The following is a 17,451-nucleotide window of genomic DNA, read 5'->3' on the forward strand; positions in this document are numbered from 1 at the left end:
TTCTTAAGTTTTTTCTGTAAAAGTATTGGTAATAAAAAAGGTCAATCTCCAAGCGGGATTGACCTTTTTGGTATTTGGATATTCAATTTTTTTCTTATATTTGGACAGCTTGCTCTCTCTTATTCCCACTTAAACGTTCGGCTGGCGATCGTAAAAGCGACAGCTAACCAGGCTACTAAAGTAAGCCAGTGGGGCCATAAGCCAAGAAAAGGTGTACCTACATTCATCGTTTCGCGAAGAGCAGTACTTAAATGAGAAATCGGAAGGACATGGACGAATGGCTGAAGATATTCCGGCATCGAGTTGATGGAGAAAAATACGCCGCCCAGGAATAGCATCGGGAACGAAGCAAAGGCTGCAATTGGGCCTGCACTTTCCGGGTTTTTAGCAAGCCCTGCGATAATAAAGCCTATAGCCATAAATGCGAGTGTTCCTAATACGACGAACGTGAGCAGGGCAAGCCACGAGCCATTCACTTGAACGTTAAAAAGTAAACTCGCTACCACCAGCACAAGTATGGCCTGTAAGCCATTCAACAGCACCCGGGCCGTGATTTGTGCGGCGATAAACGTGGAAGCTTTCAGACGCGTTCCCTGCATGCGCCGCAAAATTCCACGCTCTCTCCATGCGGATATTTGTCCGGCTACTCCGTTCATATTGTTATTCATAATCATCATCGCGACGATGCCGGGAACGAGAAAATCAATGTAGCCTATATCAAGCGCCCGTACTCCTTTAGGCTGGACCGCTACGACCGGCGAGTAGTCTTCAATATTTTTACTCACCTGGTCTACGGCAGAAGTGACGACGGTTAACCCGAGCTGGGAAGCGGAGGCATTGGTTTCGTTGTAATAAACGGGAAGGTCCAGTGCCTTGCTCTTTTCAGCATGGGTCTGTAAATGGCTGCCGTATCCTTCAGGTATTTCCATAACGACTTGATAATCATCTGTTTTGAGTTCATCTAATGCTTCGTCCACATTGCTGCTTTGGTCCAACTGGATGGCATCATTTTTTTCGAAATTGGAAAGCAACTCTTTGGATGCGGAGGATTCATCATGATCGATCACGGCCATAGAGATACTCGTGCCGCCACTATTTCCAAGAAAAGAGCCAAGAGCCAGCATCAGAATAATGGGAAAGAGGAGCGTGAAGAAAAGCACCTGGCGATTGCGTGCGAAAATCCTTAATTGTGCTAAGGTTAACTGCCAATAAGCTTTCATTCTCTTAGACTCCTTCCGGTCATATGTATAAAGACGTCCTCGAGTGTGGCTGTTCTCGTTTGTAAATCCTGAAGTTGGATGTTTTTTTCCTGGGTATGTTGAATTAAACCAATCAATGTTACTTGAAGATCATCGGTGTAAACGACATACCATTCCTGCCTGCGTGTAACTTGAGTGATACGTGGTAATTGATGAATGAAAGTATCGTCCTCATCAGCCGGAAGCGTAAATTCGATGGCGCTGTCCGAATGCAGATCTTTTACTAATCTTGATGGCGTATCTAAGGCGATTAAATTCCCCTGATCCATAATACCAATGCGGTCACACAATACATGGGCCTCATCCATGTAATGGGTGGAAAGAACAATGGTTTTTCCTTTTACCTTCAGACTTTCAATGATATCCCAAAGTGTTCTCCTCGCTTGAGGGTCCAATCCAGTGGTGGGTTCATCAAGAAAGATAATGGCAGGGTCATGAATAATGGCTAAAGCAATAGCAAGGCGCTGTTTTTGTCCTCCTGATAATCCTTTAATTCGATCCTTTTTCTTCTCCGTTAAGAGCATCTCATCAATTAATTCAGGGATAGAGACGTGAGTAGGGTAGAAGCTTGCATACATTTGCATAATTTCCTGAACCGTTAACAATTCGAAAAGCGAAGTGGATTGCAGCTGGATCCCGATAACCTCTTTCACTTTATTGATTTGCTTACGAATATCGAAACCGGACAGGATAGCTGTTCCGTCGTCGGGTTTACGGAGCCCGACCAGCATTTCAATTGTGGTTGTTTTTCCAGCTCCATTAGGTCCGAGAAGACCAAACACTTCGCCGGCACTCACATGGAATTCAACGCCATTCACGGCGGTCATATTCCCGTATTTTTTGACTAATCTTTCAACATGGATCATTGTGTTTGTCATCATTTCAACTCCATTCACTTTCAATATACCACGAATGGATAAGAGGGCCATGATCTGCCGCCAAAAAAGTCTCTCAAGAGTTTCATTGACTCCCGAGAGACTTAAGCCTTTACTTTCTTTTATTCCGATTCAGGAGAATGACGATAAAAGCTATAAATGCTCCTGCGACACTCATGGCCATAATGAGTACAGATACAAAAAATGGCTCCATAATCGGACCTCCTTTTTGATTTAAAAGAAATAGATTCATAGTCTCAGCCTTCGAAACGAACATGACTTCGAATATTGACCATCTAATAGCCAAAATCCCTCGGAACCATATTCCGAGGGGCAGGCGTTAATGAGAGTGGTCGTGATGATCCTCTTTAAGATCAGAACAGATAATGGAATCTTCATGTGGATGTTCACTTGATTCAATTTGTATCGTCATGTGTCCAATTCCTTTTTCACGGAGCTGCTCTTCGACTCGCTTTAATACGTTTTGACATTCTTGAATGGTAAGATTTTGTGTAACGACGGCATGGCAGGAGAGTGCATTCTGACCACTGGTAATGCTCCAGACATGCAGGTCGTGGATGTCTTCAATCTCATCCGTACTTTGAATAGTTTCGGCAATTTCCTGGAAGTTAATATTTTTAGGTGTACCTTCCATAAGAACATGTACCGAATCTTTGGCTACCCGCCAGCCGCTAATGAGAACTAATACCGCTACAATCACACTTGCTAATGGATCGGCCCATCCCCAATTAAAGAACATGATAAGAAGGGCGGCTATGATGGCTCCAACTGAACCTAACAAATCACCGAGCACGTGCAGAAATGCGGCTCTTAAATTTAAGTTGTGTTCGGTATCTCCCCGCATTAGCATCCACGCTACCACGATATTAACGATCAATCCGATGATACCGATCGTTAACATCCCGACAGATGCTACTTCAGGTGGTTCGATAAAACGTTTATACGCTTCATAGAAAATGTATAAAGCAATCAGCACCAGGGTAACGCCATTAAATAAGGCGGCTAGAATTTCAAATCGTTTATATCCATAAGTTTTACTGTAATTGGCTACTTTTTCTCCCATAACGAAGGCTAATACGCCGACGCCAAGAGATACAGAGTCACTTAACATATGTCCTGCATCAGATAATAAGGCTAAGCTATTCGTTAAGAAACCGCCTATTGCCTCTATGATCATATAAACGGTAGTAATGATAAAACTGATCAATAACGCTTTTTTATTTGCTCCATGTGAGTGGTCGTGCCCCATTGTTTAACCTCCTTTAATAATTGTCTTAAAACCATTGTTCACATTTTAACCATACTTATCCCAACGACTATGAAAAATTGCTGAAATAAGAACGTTAAAACAAATACATGCGCACATATTCATATATACATGTTACAAGCATGAAGCTTTCACGTCAATCATATGTCATCTATATAGGAGCTTTTTGGATAGCCAATAATGGTTGTGTGAGGTGAAATGTGTTGCCCATTTGGTTGATAAGCGCAGTAGCTTGTGGGACGGGTATTGGCCTGGGGGGATTGTTTGCGTGGTTTCTGAAAGGATGTAAGGTTAGTTTTGTTTTCGCTTATTCAACTGGTCTTATCTTAGGGATGGCTGCTTTGGAAATGATACCCGATAGTCTCCAACTTGGAGGTGGGCTGATTTTTATATTAGGAGTGACAGCAGGTGTTTTGCTATTTTGGTATATTCATCATTTGATTGATCATATAACGATCATTACCAGAAGCCCGAAACAGGACCTCTTTATGAGAACGGTTATTTTACTAACAGCGGGGATGTTTGTACATAATTTCCCGATGGGGGTTGTTTTAGGGACCGATATGGACCAAGAATTGTGGACGGTTATGCTGGTAACGTTGATAGTTCATAACATCCCGGAAGGAATCATTATTTTTACCCCTTTATTTCTGGCGGGATATGGTATTGGAGCTTTGATGTTGTTTACGGGAGTCATTGTTTTCCCAATTGCTTTGGGCTCCTTGATTGGGGGAGTATTCCATATAACTATTCCCTATGTGTTAGCCTTTATTTTGAATATAACGATAGCGATCATGGTGATGATAGCGGTGTGCGAAATATTTGTGCATGCTCTTAAAGAGTCTTCTCTTTCAATTTGTATTTTATCAGGGGCTGTAGGATTTGGAAGTGTCTACTTTTTATTTGTTCTCCAATAAGTTTCTTGTCATGGTTTTTTGGGAACGTCAGCTTAGCTTGTCTTGTCTGGCATTGAATGAATCCCTTTTTCCTGGTTTTAAGTTTTCAAATTCCGCTGAAGGGAAACCTCTTAGAAGAATAGTTTAGGAGGTTTTTTGGATGATTAAAGCATTGGTGTTTGATGCTTATGGCACATTATTTGATGTTCATTCTGTGGGAAAAGAATGTAATGAAATTTTTCCGGATAAAGGTGACGATATCAGCCAGTCATGGAGAAAAAAACAGCTGGAGTATTTCTTTTTAAGACAACTGGTGGAACGCTATAAGCCATTTGATGAGGTTACGAAAGATGCCTTGAATTATGCCTGTAAAGAGAATGGTGTTGAGCTATCGGAAGAAAATGAAGAGCGTCTGATGAACGCTTATTTAAAACTGGAGCTTTTTGAAGAGGTGGAAAGTGTATTGAAAGAGCTTTCTGATAAAAAACTTGTGGTCTTCTCGAATGGTTCGGTTAATATGATTGATCCCCTCGTTGAGCAATCCTCGATCAATGAGTATATTGGTGAAGTGATCAGCGCGGATGAAATTAAGCAGTATAAACCTACGCCGGCAGCTTATAACCATGCTTTAGAGAGACTGGATGTAAAAAGAGAAGAAGTGCTATTCATGTCTTCTAATCCATGGGATATTATAGGTGCGAAAAGCTTTGGATTTAATACCGCCTGGATTAATCGAAAAGAGCTTGCAGCAGAAGAGCTGGATATCCAGCCTGACAGTGTATATCATGATTTAAGCGGAATTCGCGAGTGGAAGTAAAGAAAGGAAAAAGGACCCGTGGCGGGGTCCTTTTTTATATGGGATATTTTATACCTTATGCCCGGAAGCGGTGAGATTAGGAAAGTTTTAAGAACGCTTACGTCTGAGCCGCACCGATGTCGGGAAGCGTACTTTCCTAACGAACCTGTCTTTTTCGATTTGCCCATGATGGGGCTAGTCGTTTCTTTAGTCGACCCGATCATATTTAGTCAATATCTTGTATATTTTGACAGCGCTTTCAAATAATGTTACATTCATTTCCAACAAGTTAATAGTAAAACGTAGGAGATTAGGAGACAACACGTTTAATTATGCCACCCTTTTTTTAGAAGGGAGTGCTTATTAAACGTGTTTTTATTTACAATAAAAGGGAGCTGGGAAAGTGAGGAAAGTTAAAAAATCTACAAAGTACTTAGTGATATCTTTAGTTTTATGCTTAGTTAGTATGATTGGAGCCTATTCATTTCAAACTTCTGGTACTGATGTCGAAATTAAAGATATGGAATGGGAGACTCCTTCTGGACATTTAATGAGCGCATTGTTGTTTAAACCCAAGGGGGTTTCAGAAGAAAATCCAGCACCAGGTATTGTTACTAGTCATGGTTGGTATAACACCAGGGAAATGCAAGACTTAAATAATATTGAGTTATCAAGAAGAGGATATGTTGTTGTTTCCATTGATATGTACGGTCACGGAAATTCAGACCCCGTTAAGCCTGAAGAATGGCCTGTTCGTGGTACAGGCATGTATGATGCAGTAGAACTAATGGCAGATTTTCCTTACGTGGACAAGGAAAAAATTGGAGTGACCGGTCACTCCAATGGAGCGAGAGCAGCAAACTGGTCTGTGTTAACGGATAATAAAAAACCAGAAGATGAACGGTTGATTTCTTCTGTGCTTTTAGTGGCAAATGACGCCATGTATACAGACGCCTCGGGAGAGCCTTTACATTGGTCACAAAGAACAGGCGACCAAGCATTCACGAATGTTTACGGAAGTCGTGATGTAGGTATTGTAGCTGCGAAATATGATGAGTTCTTCTTCCGTAGTATTCAAGAAGGTGGAAATGTAACCCCGCCAAGAGAATACATTCATACAGATTACGCACAATCTTTTCTACATTTTGGAGCGGATCCAAGTAATATAAGTGATGAACGTGAAAGCTATAAAGTATATGAAAAGGAAATAAACAACCAAGAATCAATGCGGGTTATATATAATCCCACTCAAATCCACCCTTGGAACCACTTTTCAAAAAATGTCGTTTCCAGCTTGTTAGGTTATTTTGATGAATCAATCGGTGCTCCTGAGTCTATTGAATCTTCAAATCAAATCTGGCAATGGAAAGTATTTTTTAATCTATTAGGATTGATCGGATTTTTTATGTTTGTGGTTAGCTTTACCAAAGTGATGTTGAATACTAATGTGTTTAAATCATTGAAAGCTTCTGAACCGGCGGCACCGGGGCAAGCCCCGAGAGGTGTTGGTAAGCTGTGGTTCTGGGGAGGCCTGATAGTTACAGCTGTTATTTCTGGCTGGTCGTACTTGGCTCTATATAACTGGAGTATGGAAAACCGACCCGCGTTCTTCCCACAAGCACCCGTGTTTTATATCGGGATTTGGTCTGCAGTAATGGGGGTTGTTACTTTAGCTATTCTGTTCATATCTTACAAATTATTTTCAAAAAAAGATGGACTGGACCTGAAAAAGTCTGGAGTTATTCTGTCGTGGAACACCTTATGGAAAACGATTCTCTTATCTTTAATAGTGGTATCCTCGGCTTTTGGCCTTGTGTTTATAGCTGATTACTTCTTTACTACAGATTACAGAATATGGGTTATTGCTATTAAAGCGTTCTCTCCCGATAAACTATTAATAGCTTTAAAATACCTTCCGTTCTACTTGCTTTTTTATGTTGCCAATTCTATTGCGGTCAATAGTTTTAATTACGTAGTTAATGGCAAAAGAGAATGGATAAATACAGCTTTAATGGCTTTATTTAATGGGATAGGGCCTCTAGTAATTGTAGTTATTCAATATGTTCATTTCTTTATAGAAGGAGATGTTTACTTTACTAATTTATCCAGTATTATTGGGATTTGGCTTTTCCCTATTATTATAATTATTCCACTGGCGGCTATTATTACTCGTAAGATCTATCGAGTAACAAGAAACCCGTACCTGGGAGGTATTATCTACGCTATAATCGTAACAGTAATGTTAGTAACCAATACGTTAACTCAATATTAATGATCGTGTATATTGTCTAGCGGCATTATTTGATATCATCCAAAAGCTCTGTGACAAGGGTCTTGAAGAATGTAAAACATAAATGTACTGGATTTAAAAAGAATAACTAAATTTAAGAAGCCCCTCAAATGTTCTCTGGATTTTTGAGGGGCTTCTCTTTAAATTGTTTGCATCTTAATCTCCTTCACCTGTTCAAACTCCATTATTCTCAGGATATGATTGAAAATAATACATATATATAATTATTCTACAAGTCTTTATGACTGGGTTTTACTTGAAATTTGTTTAAAGATTATATCATCTATTTAACTATATAAAGGAAACTGGTCATGGGCAGGGAACATTATTTATTAGGGTAAGAAATAGAAGTATTAAACTGAATGGTCAGCGAGATAAGTAAATACAGATTAGGAAAGGTTTAAAAATTTTCCGTCTGATTCGCATCGATGTCCGGGAGTTTTTTTTCTTACAAATAGCGAGGAAAAAAACGATATAATGAAGATAGAAGTCAGAAGGGGAAGAAGGTGGAGGCTAATGAGCCGGGTAAATTATACTTCAAGAATAATAGTATTTGGAATCTTAATCTTGACGATGGTTTATTTCATTCATTTCAGATGGCATATCACTCCGAATGATATCCAGCAAATGATCACGGCTTTTGGCTGGCGGTCACCTTTTATCTTTATAGCAGCTTATATGGCTGCCCCTTTTATGATGTTTCCTGCGCCGATCCTGTCGATGAGTGCCGGTTTAGCTTATGGTGTTTGGCCGGGGACTTTATATATATGGCTCGGAGCGGGCGGGGCAGCAGCTACGGGTTACTTGATCGGACGTTTTTTCGGGAAAGCTGTATTTCAACTACATCAATATTCCTGGTCTGCCAGAGCAGAAGAACGAATGAACAAACAGGGGTTCTGGTTTGTGCTACTGCTACGGCTTTTCCCTCTTATGGGTTTTAGTATGCTGAGCTACCTGTCAGGGATGACGAAGGTGCGTTTCTCTACCTATCTATCGGCTACATGGATTGGAATTCTGCCCGGGGTATTTGCTTATGGAACGCTTGGGGCAAGCTTGATGGCAGGAGATCCACTCATTATCGGGGCGGCTGTCCTTTTACTTGTAATTCTCCTGAGTCTATCATTCTTCTTTAGAGATAAAGTAAAATATTGGCTTGATTTAGAGCAGAATAAAGAGGAAGAGTGAAGGGATGAGAAATGCGCCTGCATACGAGAAACATAAAAGATAGGAAGCTCCATTTTAACGGGAAATGGAGCTTCCTATTTTGTTATTTATTTATTCTGAACCATAGAAAATAGAATTCTCAATTTCTCAAAATAATAAATACCAGATAAACGATATACATCGTCAGAAGGATAAACCCTTCTCTTTTTCCAATCTTATAATGAGTCCTCGAGAATAAAAGCAACAACAAGCTCAAGGCAATCATGATCATCACGTCGGTAAATATCTTTCCGTTCACAGGTAAAGGCGTGACGACAGCTGAAGCCCCAAGAACAAATAAGATATTAAAAATATTACTCCCTACTACATTACCCAGCGCAATTCCGCTTTCTTTCTTTAAGGCAGCGGAGATGGAGGTTACCAGTTCAGGTAGCGATGTGCCGATTGCAATGATGGTCAACCCCACTAACGTTTTACTCATTCCAAGATCTAAGGCGATGGCTGTACCGCTGTCGACGACCATGTCCCCGCCAAAAATAATGGCTGCTAATCCGGCTAACGTTAACCCAATATTTTTTCCCCACTTAATATTGGAGGGAAGGGGTTCCTCTTGTGAATCCTTTCGACTTTTCAGACCGACTTCAATCACATAGTACATAAAAATAGATAAAAACAATAAAAAGATGATGCCGTCACTACGTGTGAGCGAGTTGTCACTTAACCCCTGTAACTCTATATCACTGATCAGGACGAGTAACGCTCCGCTCGCAAGCAAAGTAAACGGGATCTCTTTTTTGGTCGTTTCACTTTCGACCATTAAGGGATAGAGGAAGGCTGCGATCCCTACCACTAATGTGATGTTGAAAATGTTACTTCCGACCACGTTCCCCAGCGAAACTTCAGCATTTCCCTGTAAAGCGGCTAGAATACTGACGGTTGCCTCAGGAGAGCTTGTACCAAAAGCCACAATCGTTAACCCGATTAAGATAGGCGGCACACGGAGGAGCCTGGCGATGTTGGAAGATCCATCAACGAATAGATCTGCTCCTTTAATTAATAAACCAAATCCGATAAGTAAAAGAATGTAAGCCATAATTGGTCTTCCAACTCCTTTTTAATTTTCATGATTTAACCATACCTTGTTTAGATAGAGATGAAAAGTAAAGGTTTAATAGATGGTCTGCTATCACTAGAATGTAGCGTCTCTGCACTTTTGGGATTATAGGTTATCCTTCCAGTTTTTGAACTTTGACATGCCATCCTGGTTTGACACCTGAATATTCGTTTTTAAAAATCTGAATAGAAAGGTTGGCAAAGGGAGCTGAGTTGTGTAGAATAAAACACGTACATTAATAAAAATAAATTACATAATGTTCGTGTTTTTATGTAGGGAGAGGAGAAATAAAGATGAGTTTAACACAAAAGATCAGCTATTTAATTGGAGGTCTGCTTTTCGTTTTCTTACTGGCGGGGTGCGGCGAACAACCCGAGGACGCAGCAGCGGCTGATAAAGAGGAAGAAGAAAAGGTGATCGGGATCATAGGTCCCATGCAAGTAGAAATCGACATTCTTCATTCGGATATGGAAGTGGAAGAAACAACGGAAAAAGGTCAGTTAACCTTTTACGAAGGAACATTGAACGGTCAGCCGATTGTACTTGTGAAGTCTGGAATTGGGAAAGTGAATGCGGCTTCTGCAGCCCAAATGCTTATTAGTGAATTTGATGCGGATGTATTGATTAACTCAGGAGTAGCGGGAGGAATCCATCCTGATCTAGGTCTTGGAGACATCGTGATTTCTACTAAGACCGTGCATCATGACATGGACGAAACGGCTAAAGATTTCAAGCCGGGCCAGATTCCATACATGGACACCAGGTATTTCGAAGCGGATCAGGAACTGATCCAGCTTGCTAAGAAAGGCACAAAGGATCTTCCTGACTATGTAGATGTATTCAAGGGTCCGATTGCGACAGGAGACCAATTTATTGCAAGCAAAGACAAAACGGAATGGATTTATGAAACATTTGATGCGTATGTCGTGGAGATGGAAGGAGCCGCTGTTGGACAGGTGGCCTACTTAAATGAAATCCCATACGTGGTCATTCGCTCAGCTTCCGATGATGCAGGAGAAGAAGCGGCTGGAATTCAGGAGAACTTTGTGGAAGAAGCGGCTAAGAACTCCAGTCATGTAATTGAAGAGATGTTAAAAGGGATGTAGGAAAGGGAAAAGTCTACCTTTTTTTAAAAAGCTCCTGCTCGTCTTGAGAATGTAAGGAAACGTTTATTTATATTTCACTAAAAATGAAAACTCTCCACTATGTAAAGTAGTGGAGAGTTTCTTTTAGTCAAATGATATTTTCTTAATTGTACTGAGGTTCTTTGATCGAATTCATTTGCTCATAGCGAATCGTTGCCTGAGCGGCTGCCAGGCGTGCAGAAGGAACACGGAAAGGGGAGCAGCTTACATAATCCAAGCCCAAATTAAAACAGAACTGGATCGATTCTTTTTCACCACCATGCTCGCCGCAAATCCCTGTTTTCAGGTTAGGCTTTGTTTTACGTCCCAGGGTTACACCGCTCTCCACTAGCTTTCCTACACCGTCTTGATCTAATGAAACAAATGGATTTCTTTTTAGCACATCACGATCTACATAATGCTGCAGAAACTTGCCTTCTGCATCGTCGCGACTGAATCCAAACGTGGTCTGTGTTAAATCGTTGGTTCCAAAAGAGAAGAAGTCTGCCTCCTCGGCAATTTGATCGGCTGTTAAGGCTGCACGCGGTGTTTCAATCATGGTTCCAATCAGATAATCGAATGACTTGCCTGTTTCTCTTTGGATTTGCTCACCAATTGTCGTCACCAGCTGGCGCATTTTCTTAAGCTCATTCACATGGCTGACTAAAGGAATCATAATTTCGGAAGTGACGTTTATTCCTTTGTCCATTACGTTAGCCATCGCGTTAAAAATGGCTTCGACTTGCATTTCGTAAATTTCAGGGTGCATCATACCCAGGCGGCAGCCCCGATGTCCTAACATTGGATTCGATTCTTCTAATAACCGTACTTTTCGTAAGAGGTTTAGTTTTTCCTCTAGTACTGATGAATGAGGGTCGGTCAGTTGCAGTTTTGTCACCTCAACGAGCAATTCTTCTTTATCCGGCAAAAACTCATGGAGAGGTGGATCTAATAAGCGCACGGTAATCGGATGTCCTTGCATTGTTTCAAATATTTGTTCAAAATCCTGCTGCTGCATAGGCAGGAGCTGGTCGAGGGCTTCCTTACGTTCGGCGGTTGTTTCCGATAGAATCATACGTTGTACCGTAGGGATGCGTGAGGCATCCATAAACATATGCTCGGTGCGACAAAGTCCAATGCCTCCTGCTCCAAATTCCAGGGCTTTCTTCGCATCGACTGGATTGTCAGCGTTTGCCCGGACGCCCATTTTTGCTTCTTCATCCGCCCAGCGAAGCAGAATCTGGAATTCATCGGAAAGCTCGGGTTCGATCATGGGAATTTCACCGAGGAAGATTTCTCCTGTTGAACCATCAATCGTGATCGTATCCCCGTGGTTCACCGTCGTAGAACCTGCGATAAATTGTCTGGAGTCTAAATGAATCTTGATGGAGTCGCACCCGCATATACAGGCTTTTCCCATCCCTCTCGCTACAACAGCGGCATGGCTCGTCATTCCGCCGCGGCTCGTAACGGTCGCCTGGGCAGCCACAATGCCGTGGATGTCGTCAGGTGTCGTCTCAGGTCGGATGAGAATCACTTTCTTTCCATCCTTAGATAGCGCTTCCGCTTCATCCGCGTCAAAAACAACCTGGCCTGTTGCAGCTCCAGGGGAAGCGGGAAGACCTGCAGCCAGCTGCTGTCGTTGATAGTCAGGGTCGATCCGGTGGTGGAGCAGCTGCCCAAGTTGATCAGGATCCACCCTCAGCAGCGCTTCTCGTTGATCCATAATCTTTTCTTTAACCATTTCAACCGCGATTCGAATGGCTGCCTGGGCGGTCCGTTTCCCAGTCCGCGTCTGGAGGATAAACAGATTCCCGCGTTCAACGGTGAATTCTATATCCTGCATATCTTGGTAATGGTTTTCTAATAGATCACACGTATCGACCAATTGCTGATAAACACCTGGCATTTCCTCCTGAAGACTGGCAATCGGCTGCGGTGTACGGATCCCTGCCACAACATCTTCACCCTGAGCATTGATCAAATATTCTCCGTAAAGCTTGGCCTCACCGGTGGATGGGTTACGGGTAAATGCGACACCTGTACCAGAATCATCTCCCATGTTTCCAAATACCATGCTCTGGATATTAACCGCCGTGCCAAGGTGGCCGGGAATATCGTGAAGCCGGCGGTATAAAACAGCGCGCTGATTATTCCACGAATCAAACACGGCATTGATGGTAAGGAAGAGTTGTTCTTTAGGATCCTCAGGAAAGCTGCGTTTTGCAGTTTTGAGCACAATCGATTTGAATGATGCAATCACCTGTTTCCAATCTTCAGCAGTTAGTTCGGTATCGGATTGGTAGCCTTTTTCTTCACGGATATCTTCCAAGCGTTGTTCGAAATAGAAGTTATCGACCTTCAGGACCACATTACTGAACATTTGAATAAACCGGCGATAGGAGTCATAAGCGAATCGCGGATTGTTCGTAAGCTCTGCCATTCCTTCTACGGTGTCATCATTCATTCCCAGGTTCAAAACAGTATCCATCATACCTGGCATGGAGTGTACGGCACCTGAACGAACCGATACGAGAAGCGGGTTGGCTGGATCACCCAATCGTTTATCTGTTTTAGTTTCAAGGGTGTGAAGGGCTTCTAGTACCTGAGATTCGACTTCTGGCGAAATGATCTGTCCTGCCTCGTAATAAGCGTTACAAGCTGCTGTCGTAATGGTAAAGCCGTAAGGAACGGGTAAACCAATCCGGGTCATTTCCGCTAAATTCGCGCCTTTTCCACCCAGGAGTTCCTTCTTACCGTTTTCCGATTGATCAAACAGGAATACAAATTGGTTATTCATTAGGCTAAGCTCCCCCTTTTATTAAACATGGCTAAAATGACGTCAGCTGTCTCTTCAATGGCTTTGTTAGATACGTCAATGACCGGACAGCCGATTTTTTTCATGACACTTTGCGCACACTCCAGTTCTTCAAAAATTCGTTCTAGCGAGGCATAGTTTGCTGCGTTGGTTAAACCAAGGCTTTTTAATCGTTCCTGGCGGATGTTATTTAACTTTTCAGGTGAGATGATCAGGCCAACGCATTTTTTTCTTGGAATCTGAAAAAGTTCCTGAGGAGGTGGAAGTTCTGGGATGAGAGGTACATTGGCGACCTTGAATTGTTTATTTGCTAGATACATAGAAAGCGGGGTTTTGGATGTTCGGGATACACCAATGAGGACGATGTCTGCTTGTTTCAAGCCGCGTACTTCCTGGCCGTCATCATATTTCACGGCAAACTCAATGGCTTCCACTCGTTTGAAATAGTTCTCATCCAGCTTTCTCATTTGCCCTGGCTTCTGATGGGGCTGCATATGGAAAGTTTGAGCAAATGCATCCATCAGAGGATACATTAAATCGACAGCCAAAATTCCTTCTTCTGATGCTTTGTGGTCAAGGTAATCTTTTAAATCCTGAAGGACAATGGTGTAAGCGATGATGGAAGGACTATACTTCGCATTCGTAATCACATTATTTATATCCTGTTTGCCCTCAACATAGGAAAAGTGTTTAATATCGACTTCTTTTCCAAAAAATTGGCTTGCGACAGCCTTTACCATTAATTCAGCGGTTTCGCCGATTGAATCTGACACAACATAGACGGTTTCTTTTGTAGTCACTATCCATCTCCTTTCTTCTTGTAAAAGAATCAGCCGGATGAGGCGGCCTGTGTAAGTATAGGTCTCCCGTATGTCTTCTTTGATATGGAGGATAGCCCTTTTAATGTGACACACTATTCTATTGATTTTGGGTTAATGTGACACACTATTTAACTGAATAGTATAGTATCACTATTTGTGATGGGTTACAACAGAAAGCTATCTATTTCTATGAAAAAATTGTTTGCCGTTTGGATAAAAGAGGATTTAAAAAGGAACCACATGCTTCGGGGTGGCAACCATTTCACTCCATACGAGGCCCGTAGCTGCTGAAGGTTAACGAATGGAGGGGGAGGGAGTGGTCAAAACGAATGTATTTCTGTACTTGAAACCATTCTAATTTGCATTTCATATTAGTAGGGAAATGTGTTTAAATAGCATTATCAATAAATTCATCCACTTATTCATAATATTGGTGTCGTTTTGGGGAATAGAGTATTTATAACTCCAGGAAAAAGTAGTGATAAGCTGTGTCAGGCTATAGCTTCCAGGGATCTGAACACCCCTCATACTGAATGTGTACCACCTATAAAAAGAGCTGGAATGACAAATAAACAAGGAGGGGAAGCATTTATGAAGAAAATCGGTGTATTAACAAGTGGAGATGATGCTCCAGGGATGAATGCTGCCATCCGAGCAGTTGTGAGATCAGGTACCTATCATGGCGTGGAAATGGTAGGAATCAAGCATGGCTCTTATGGTGTGATTCATCAATTATTCGAGAAAATGGATGAAGCATCGGTCGGGTCGATCATGCAGCGGGGAGGAACCATCCTTCAGTCTTCTATAAGTGAAGAAATCTACACGGAGGAAGGCCTGCAAAGAGGAATAAAGAATTTGAAAAATGAAAATATAGAAGCGCTGATTATCATTGGCGGCCGAGAGGCTTTAAGAACCGCCCGGGCCTTCGATAAGTACGATTTACCTTGTGTTGTCATCCCTGCCACCATTGAAAGTAATATTCCAGGGGTGGATTACACGATAGGTTTTCATACAGCGCTCAACAACATTATCCATTACATAGACCGCATTCGGGACACCGCATCGTCCCATGAAAAAACTTCCATTGTGGAGGTAGCGGGGGAGAGTGCAGGAAATATAGCGTATTACGCTGGACTGGCCGGCGGCGCTGAGAAAATATTAATTCCAGGCTGGAAAGAGGATGCCGATCATATTGTTCAACAACTGAAGGCTGGTGATGGAAAAAGATACAGCATTATCGTCATTGCGGAAGGTATTATAAATGGGGAAGATTTCAAACGTCAATTAAAAGAGCAGGCGGGAGTGGAGTCTCGTTTAATCGTTTTAGGTGATACCCAGCGCGGGGGCGCCCCTACAGGGATCGATCGTATCTTAGCCAGCCAGCTGGGAGCGTTTTCCATCGAATCGCTGTTGAATAATCGAACAAGTAAAATGGTTGGAATTTATCAGAACGAACTGGTGAGTTATGGTTTAGATGAGGTCCCTTCTAACAGGGCTAATATGGAGGAAAGTATGTACCAGTTGTTTAAAAAACTATCCTGAAGTCAGGGTCCATAAATATTCATAATAAGAGATGACCTTTTCTATTTACGATAAAAAATGTGCCAGAACTTAAGCTCTGGCACATTTTTTATGTGTAACACGATGTTCTTACGTATCACTCGTTGATTTGTGTTAGACGAGTATGGTGCTCTCCGCATCTTGTGCATTGAGTCCATAAGGTATTGACTACTTTTTCTGAAAAGTTCTTGGGTGCGATCTTAATAATGGTTTGTTCGTGATGATGGCATTTCTTGCAGTAATTTTTTATCAAGGTACCCACTTCATATTGTTTCAAATTTTTCCTCCTCTCTAAGGTAAGAGAGGCAACAGCAGGAACTTCATTTTAGTATAGTAGAATAATAATTTCAAATTCTGATAGTCTCTACTGAGTTACGCATCGAAGCAGAAATGAGTAGGGGGAACCTTACTGTGAAAGGATCTTTACGAGAAGAGAAGAAATGTTATGTAAGCGCAGCAGCCAAAGAGGTCCTTGAGTACTGTAGGGTGCGTTTGAAGTTCAAACTGTGTACGTAATTTGATTCTAAGAGGAACTTGCGAGTAATTTGATCCGAATGCTATGACTTTCTTCCGTGAGGACTAAATAAGGTTCTGCCTCGTAGGGGAAGTATTGAATTAATTCAGGCTTTATATTAAGAATTTGTAGTAGTTCCCGAGCATTACTAAACGCAGTTATGGACTGGGTCGTCATTTGCCCGCTGCCATTAGTATAAGAGATAGAATGATAATGATTACTTTTAAGGAAAAGCATTAAATCCATTAAAACCCTCCTGGAGTCTAATATTAAATTACTTTAACATAATAAATAGAATCATACTTAGATTTTGTGAGATTGGAATTAATTACTACCTCTAGGTGGTGATGAGGACGGAAAATAGAAAGACAGAGCTAAATTGACGCTCTGTCCATGCCCCTATCTAACATCTTATAAATCCTTTTCTTCTTCCAGTCCATCTTTGCCATGTTCGAACTTTCTTTTCTCCAAATCCAGTTTCTTTTCTTCCAACTCTAATTGCTTCTTTTTTAAATCAATTTGGAGTACAAAATATAGAAAAATGAAAGTCAGCGCAACTATTACTGTAATAAAGAAAAATAGGTTCAATCAGATCTCCTCCTTAGATTACATTATTTAGCTTACCTCTTTGTTCAACGTTCATGAAGAGTCCAAATAAGTTATACTATCATGTTTATTTCTCTTTAGCGATCCTTATCGCAAAAGTATTTTCTGAATAGTAACCATATGAATACCATGGGGGCAGATTAGACCTTTTGGATCGGTTATAGCTTATGGTTGTATTTAATAAGTGTTATTACACAATAGGGCCGGTTACTGTAAGACTCGATTTCGAGATATTAGGTTAGAGTGAAGGTCCTGCGGGGGACGATTCCGCTTTCCGTGGGCATGTGGTAAGCTTCCTCAGGCTTCGCCTTCCGGGATCTTACCGA

14 protein-coding genes are annotated in these 17,451 nt (G+C 41.6%); 6 read left to right on the plus strand and 8 right to left on the minus strand.

The window, feature by feature from the left end; all coding sequences use genetic code 11:
* Nucleotides 1-119 precede the first annotated feature (119 nt).
* The 3 genes from LCM11_RS12230 to LCM11_RS12240 form a co-directional block, all read right to left on the minus strand.
* A complete protein-coding gene (locus tag LCM11_RS12230) occupies nucleotides 120-1,220 on the minus strand; it encodes an ABC transporter permease (RefSeq protein ID WP_224894566.1) in 1,101 nt (366 codons plus the stop codon).
* Entirely contained in the window at nucleotides 1,217-2,137 is a 921-nt protein-coding gene (locus LCM11_RS12235; protein WP_224894567.1) for an ABC transporter ATP-binding protein, read from the minus strand. The genes LCM11_RS12230 and LCM11_RS12235 overlap by 4 nt, the downstream gene beginning before the upstream one ends.
* 337 nt (nucleotides 2,138-2,474) lie before the next feature.
* Nucleotides 2,475-3,404, minus strand: a complete 930-nt coding sequence (locus LCM11_RS12240) for a cation diffusion facilitator family transporter (RefSeq protein ID WP_224894568.1) — start codon at nucleotides 3,402-3,404, stop codon at nucleotides 2,475-2,477.
* A gap of 221 nt (nucleotides 3,405-3,625) precedes the next feature.
* Here LCM11_RS12240 and LCM11_RS12245 point away from each other — a divergent pair, with 221 nt between their 5' ends.
* The 4 genes from LCM11_RS12245 (at nucleotide 3,626) to LCM11_RS12260 (ending at nucleotide 8,589) form a co-directional block, all read left to right on the plus strand.
* Nucleotides 3,626-4,339: a ZIP family metal transporter gene (locus tag LCM11_RS12245; RefSeq protein ID WP_224894569.1), complete on the plus strand. Its 714-nt coding sequence runs from the start codon at nucleotides 3,626-3,628 to the stop codon at nucleotides 4,337-4,339.
* A gap of 139 nt (nucleotides 4,340-4,478) precedes the next feature.
* Nucleotides 4,479-5,135, plus strand: a complete 657-nt coding sequence (locus LCM11_RS12250) for a haloacid dehalogenase type II (protein WP_224894570.1) — start codon at nucleotides 4,479-4,481, stop codon at nucleotides 5,133-5,135.
* A 382-nt stretch (nucleotides 5,136-5,517) separates the two neighbouring features.
* Entirely contained in the window at nucleotides 5,518-7,386 is a 1,869-nt protein-coding gene (locus LCM11_RS12255) for an alpha/beta hydrolase family protein (RefSeq protein WP_224894571.1), read from the plus strand.
* A gap of 534 nt (nucleotides 7,387-7,920) precedes the next feature.
* Nucleotides 7,921-8,589: a TVP38/TMEM64 family protein gene (locus LCM11_RS12260; RefSeq protein WP_224894572.1), complete on the plus strand. Its 669-nt coding sequence runs from the start codon at nucleotides 7,921-7,923 to the stop codon at nucleotides 8,587-8,589.
* A gap of 118 nt (nucleotides 8,590-8,707) precedes the next feature.
* On the opposite strand, the gene LCM11_RS12265 is transcribed toward LCM11_RS12260, so the two are convergent.
* Nucleotides 8,708-9,661 (minus strand): calcium/sodium antiporter, encoded by a 954-nt coding sequence (locus LCM11_RS12265; protein ID WP_224894573.1) that lies wholly within the window; start codon nucleotides 9,659-9,661, stop codon nucleotides 8,708-8,710.
* 314 nt (nucleotides 9,662-9,975) lie between these two features.
* Between LCM11_RS12265 and LCM11_RS12270 the strand changes: the two genes are divergently transcribed.
* Nucleotides 9,976-10,788, plus strand: a complete 813-nt coding sequence (locus LCM11_RS12270; RefSeq protein WP_224894574.1) for a 5'-methylthioadenosine/adenosylhomocysteine nucleosidase — start codon at nucleotides 9,976-9,978, stop codon at nucleotides 10,786-10,788.
* 142 nt (nucleotides 10,789-10,930) lie between these two features.
* On the opposite strand, the gene ppdK is transcribed toward LCM11_RS12270, so the two are convergent.
* Nucleotides 10,931-13,606, minus strand: coding sequence for a pyruvate, phosphate dikinase (gene ppdK, locus LCM11_RS12275; protein WP_224894575.1), 2,676 nt, complete (start codon nucleotides 13,604-13,606; stop codon nucleotides 10,931-10,933).
* Nucleotides 13,606-14,424: a pyruvate, water dikinase regulatory protein gene (locus LCM11_RS12280; RefSeq protein WP_224894576.1), complete on the minus strand. Its 819-nt coding sequence runs from the start codon at nucleotides 14,422-14,424 to the stop codon at nucleotides 13,606-13,608. The genes ppdK and LCM11_RS12280 overlap by 1 nt, the downstream gene beginning before the upstream one ends.
* 612 nt (nucleotides 14,425-15,036) lie before the next feature.
* On the opposite strand from LCM11_RS12280, the gene LCM11_RS12285 reads away from it, so the two are divergent.
* Nucleotides 15,037-15,987: an ATP-dependent 6-phosphofructokinase gene (locus LCM11_RS12285; RefSeq protein WP_224894577.1), complete on the plus strand. Its 951-nt coding sequence runs from the start codon at nucleotides 15,037-15,039 to the stop codon at nucleotides 15,985-15,987.
* A 541-nt stretch (nucleotides 15,988-16,528) separates the two neighbouring features.
* Here the strand turns inward: LCM11_RS12285 and LCM11_RS12290 are convergent.
* Both LCM11_RS12290 and LCM11_RS12295 read right to left on the minus strand, forming a co-directional pair.
* Nucleotides 16,529-16,765, minus strand: coding sequence for a hypothetical protein (locus LCM11_RS12290; RefSeq protein WP_224894578.1), 237 nt, complete (start codon nucleotides 16,763-16,765; stop codon nucleotides 16,529-16,531).
* 165 nt (nucleotides 16,766-16,930) lie between these two features.
* The gene (locus LCM11_RS12295; protein ID WP_224894579.1) at nucleotides 16,931-17,107 is read right to left on the minus strand and encodes a hypothetical protein; all 177 of its coding nucleotides are present in this window, start codon (nucleotides 17,105-17,107) and stop codon (nucleotides 16,931-16,933) included.
* Between the last annotated feature and the right edge of the window lie 344 nt (nucleotides 17,108-17,451).

Origin of the sequence: Halobacillus halophilus, from assembly GCF_020171985.1 — a bacterium.
GTDB lineage: Bacteria > Bacillota > Bacilli > Bacillales > Halobacillaceae > Halobacillus > Halobacillus halophilus_A.

Coding starts and splice junctions, on each gene's coding strand:
- LCM11_RS12230 (WP_224894566.1), bottom strand. CDS start 1,220: ATGAAAGCTTATTGGCAGTTAACCTTAGCACAATTAAGGATTTTCGCA.
- LCM11_RS12235 (WP_224894567.1), bottom strand. CDS start 2,137: ATGACAAACACAATGATCCATGTTGAAAGATTAGTCAAAAAATACGGG.
- LCM11_RS12240 (WP_224894568.1), bottom strand. CDS start 3,404: ATGGGGCACGACCACTCACATGGAGCAAATAAAAAAGCGTTATTGATC.
- LCM11_RS12250 (WP_224894570.1), top strand. CDS start 4,479: ATGATTAAAGCATTGGTGTTTGATGCTTATGGCACATTATTTGATGTT.
- LCM11_RS12260 (WP_224894572.1), top strand. CDS start 7,921: ATGAGCCGGGTAAATTATACTTCAAGAATAATAGTATTTGGAATCTTA.
- LCM11_RS12265 (WP_224894573.1), bottom strand. CDS start 9,661: ATGGCTTACATTCTTTTACTTATCGGATTTGGTTTATTAATTAAAGGA.
- LCM11_RS12270 (WP_224894574.1), top strand. CDS start 9,976: ATGAGTTTAACACAAAAGATCAGCTATTTAATTGGAGGTCTGCTTTTC.
- ppdK (WP_224894575.1), bottom strand. CDS start 13,606: ATGAATAACCAATTTGTATTCCTGTTTGATCAATCGGAAAACGGTAAG.
- LCM11_RS12285 (WP_224894577.1), top strand. CDS start 15,037: ATGAAGAAAATCGGTGTATTAACAAGTGGAGATGATGCTCCAGGGATG.
- LCM11_RS12290 (WP_224894578.1), bottom strand. CDS start 16,765: ATGGATTTAATGCTTTTCCTTAAAAGTAATCATTATCATTCTATCTCT.